General features: G+C 49.6%; 2 rRNA genes (1 of these 2 running past the window's edge). Both read left to right on the top strand.

What is annotated here, in order from left to right:
- A 23S ribosomal RNA gene (locus tag S4054249_RS20035) occupies window positions 1–1628 on the top strand (it extends 1254 nt beyond the left edge of the window).
- A gap of 117 nt (window positions 1629–1745) precedes the next feature.
- A 5S ribosomal RNA gene (gene rrf, locus S4054249_RS20030) occupies window positions 1746–1860 on the top strand.
- The last annotated feature ends 640 nt before the right edge of the window (window positions 1861–2500 follow it).

Here is a 2500-nt window from a genome sequence, read left to right as displayed (position 1 = left end):
ATGCGGGTGAAAAACCCGCACGCCGGAAGACCAAGGGTTCCTATCCCATGTTAATCAGGGTAGGGTGAGTCGACCCCTAAGGCGAGGCTGAAGAGCGTAGTCGATGGGAAACGGGTTAATATTCCCGTACTTGGTATAAATGCGATGGGGGGACGGAGCAGGCTAGGCAAGCATGGCGTTGGTTGTCCATGTGAAAGGCTGTAGGCTGGTGACTTAGGAAAATCCGGGTCGCTAAGGCTGAGAGTCGAGACGAGCCACTACGGTGGTGAAGTTGTTGATGCCCTACTTCCAGGAAAAGCCTCTAAGCTTCAGTTTATATCGAATCGTACCCTAAACCGACACAGGTGGTCAGGTAGAGAATACTAAGGCGCTTGAGAGAACTCGGGTGAAGGAACTAGGCAAAATTGTACCGTAACTTCGGGAGAAGGTACGCTCTTGTTTGTGAAGGATTTACTCCGTAAGCAAACGAGAGCCGCAGTGACCAGGTGGCTGGGACTGTTTATTAAAAACACAGCACTGTGCAAAATCGTAAGATGACGTATACGGTGTGACACCTGCCCGGTGCCGGAAGGTTAATTGATGGGGTTAGACTTTTGTCGAAGCTCTTGATCGAAGCCCCGGTAAACGGCGGCCGTAACTATAACGGTCCTAAGGTAGCGAAATTCCTTGTCGGGTAAGTTCCGACCTGCACGAATGGTGTAACCATGGCCACGCTGTCTCCACCCGAGACTCAGTGAAATTGAAATCGCAGTGAAGATGCTGTGTACCCGCGGCTAGACGGAAAGACCCCGTGAACCTTTACTACAGCTTGGCACTGAACATTGACCCTACATGTGTAGGATAGGTGGGAGGCTTTGAAGCACAGTCGCTAGATTGTGTGGAGCCGACCTTGAAATACCACCCTTGTAGTGTTGATGTTCTAACTTAGGTCCCTAATCGGGATTGAGGACAGTGCCTGGTGGGTAGTTTGACTGGGGCGGTCTCCTCCCAAAGAGTAACGGAGGAGCACGAAGGTTGGCTAAGTACGGTCGGACATCGTACGGTTAGTGTAATGGTAGAAGCCAGCTTAACTGCGAGACAGACACGTCGAGCAGGTACGAAAGTAGGTCATAGTGATCCGGTGGTTCTGAATGGAAGGGCCATCGCTCAACGGATAAAAGGTACTCCGGGGATAACAGGCTGATACCGCCCAAGAGTTCATATCGACGGCGGTGTTTGGCACCTCGATGTCGGCTCATCACATCCTGGGGCTGAAGTCGGTCCCAAGGGTATGGCTGTTCGCCATTTAAAGTGGTACGCGAGCTGGGTTTAGAACGTCGTGAGACAGTTCGGTCCCTATCTGCCGTGGGCGTTTGAGAATTGAGAGGGGCTGCTCCTAGTACGAGAGGACCGGAGTGGACGAACCGCTGGTGTTCGGGTTGTTATGCCAATAGCATTGCCCGGTAGCTACGTTCGGAATCGATAACCGCTGAAAGCATCTAAGCGGGAAGCGAGCCTCGAGATGAGTTCTCACTTTAACTTAGAGTTAACTGAAGGGCCGTTGAAGACTACAACGTTGATAGGCGAGATGTGGAAGTGCTGTGAGGCATTGAGCTAACTCGTACTAATTACCCGTGAGGCTTAACCATACAACGCCAAAGTGGTTTTAAGCTTGTTAGAAGTTAAGAATAGAAAGTAGACGATAAGAATTTAATTACGCTTCCAGATTTTAGTAAGGTGTTTTAAACATCTTGCACACAGAATTTCCTGGTAAACATAGCATTTTGGAACCACCTGACCCCATGCCGAACTCAGTAGTGAAACGAAATAGCGCCGATGATAGTGTGGGGTTTCCCATGTGAAAGTAGGACATTGCCAGGGCCCAATTAAAGAAACCCGTTGCAGAAATGCAGCGGGTTTTTTGCGTTTAAGTCCCTCGTCAACAGCTAAAACGGCTTATTTCACCTTGCGCAAAAAGAGCGCTCTCACTGCGTTCGCTGTCGCTAGCCTTTTGCACGATAATCACCTTGCGCAAAAAGAGCGTACTCACTTCGTTCGCTGTCGCTAACCTTTTATACGATAGCGTAAGGTGAAGGGAGCAACCTTCACCGCTTTAACCCTTTACTCCTTTGAAATTCAGTTTCTCAGCAGCGGTTAAAATGGTTCATTTCACCTTGCGCGAAAAGAATGGCAGCGCTGCGCGCTGTGTCATAAACCTTTCGCACGATAATCACCTTGCGCAAAAAGAGCGTACTCACTTCGTTCGTTGTCGCTAACCTTTTGCACGATAATCACCTTGCGCAAAAAGAGCGCTCTCACTTCGTTCGCTGTCGCTAACCTTTTACACGATATTCACCTTACGCAAAAAGAGCGTACTCACTGCGTTCGTTGTCGCTAACCTTTTACACGATAGCGCCGATGATAGTGTGTGGGGCGGACGGCGAGTCTTTCCCATGTGAAAGTAGGACATTCTACTGCGTAGCGCACCAAGGGCCCAATTAAAGGTCGATTAACAGCATTC

This window comes from Pseudoalteromonas luteoviolacea (assembly GCF_001750165.1).
In the GTDB taxonomy this organism is placed as follows: domain Bacteria; phylum Pseudomonadota; class Gammaproteobacteria; order Enterobacterales; family Alteromonadaceae; genus Pseudoalteromonas; species Pseudoalteromonas luteoviolacea_G.
This window is presented reverse-complemented; position numbering and strand designations above follow the sequence as displayed.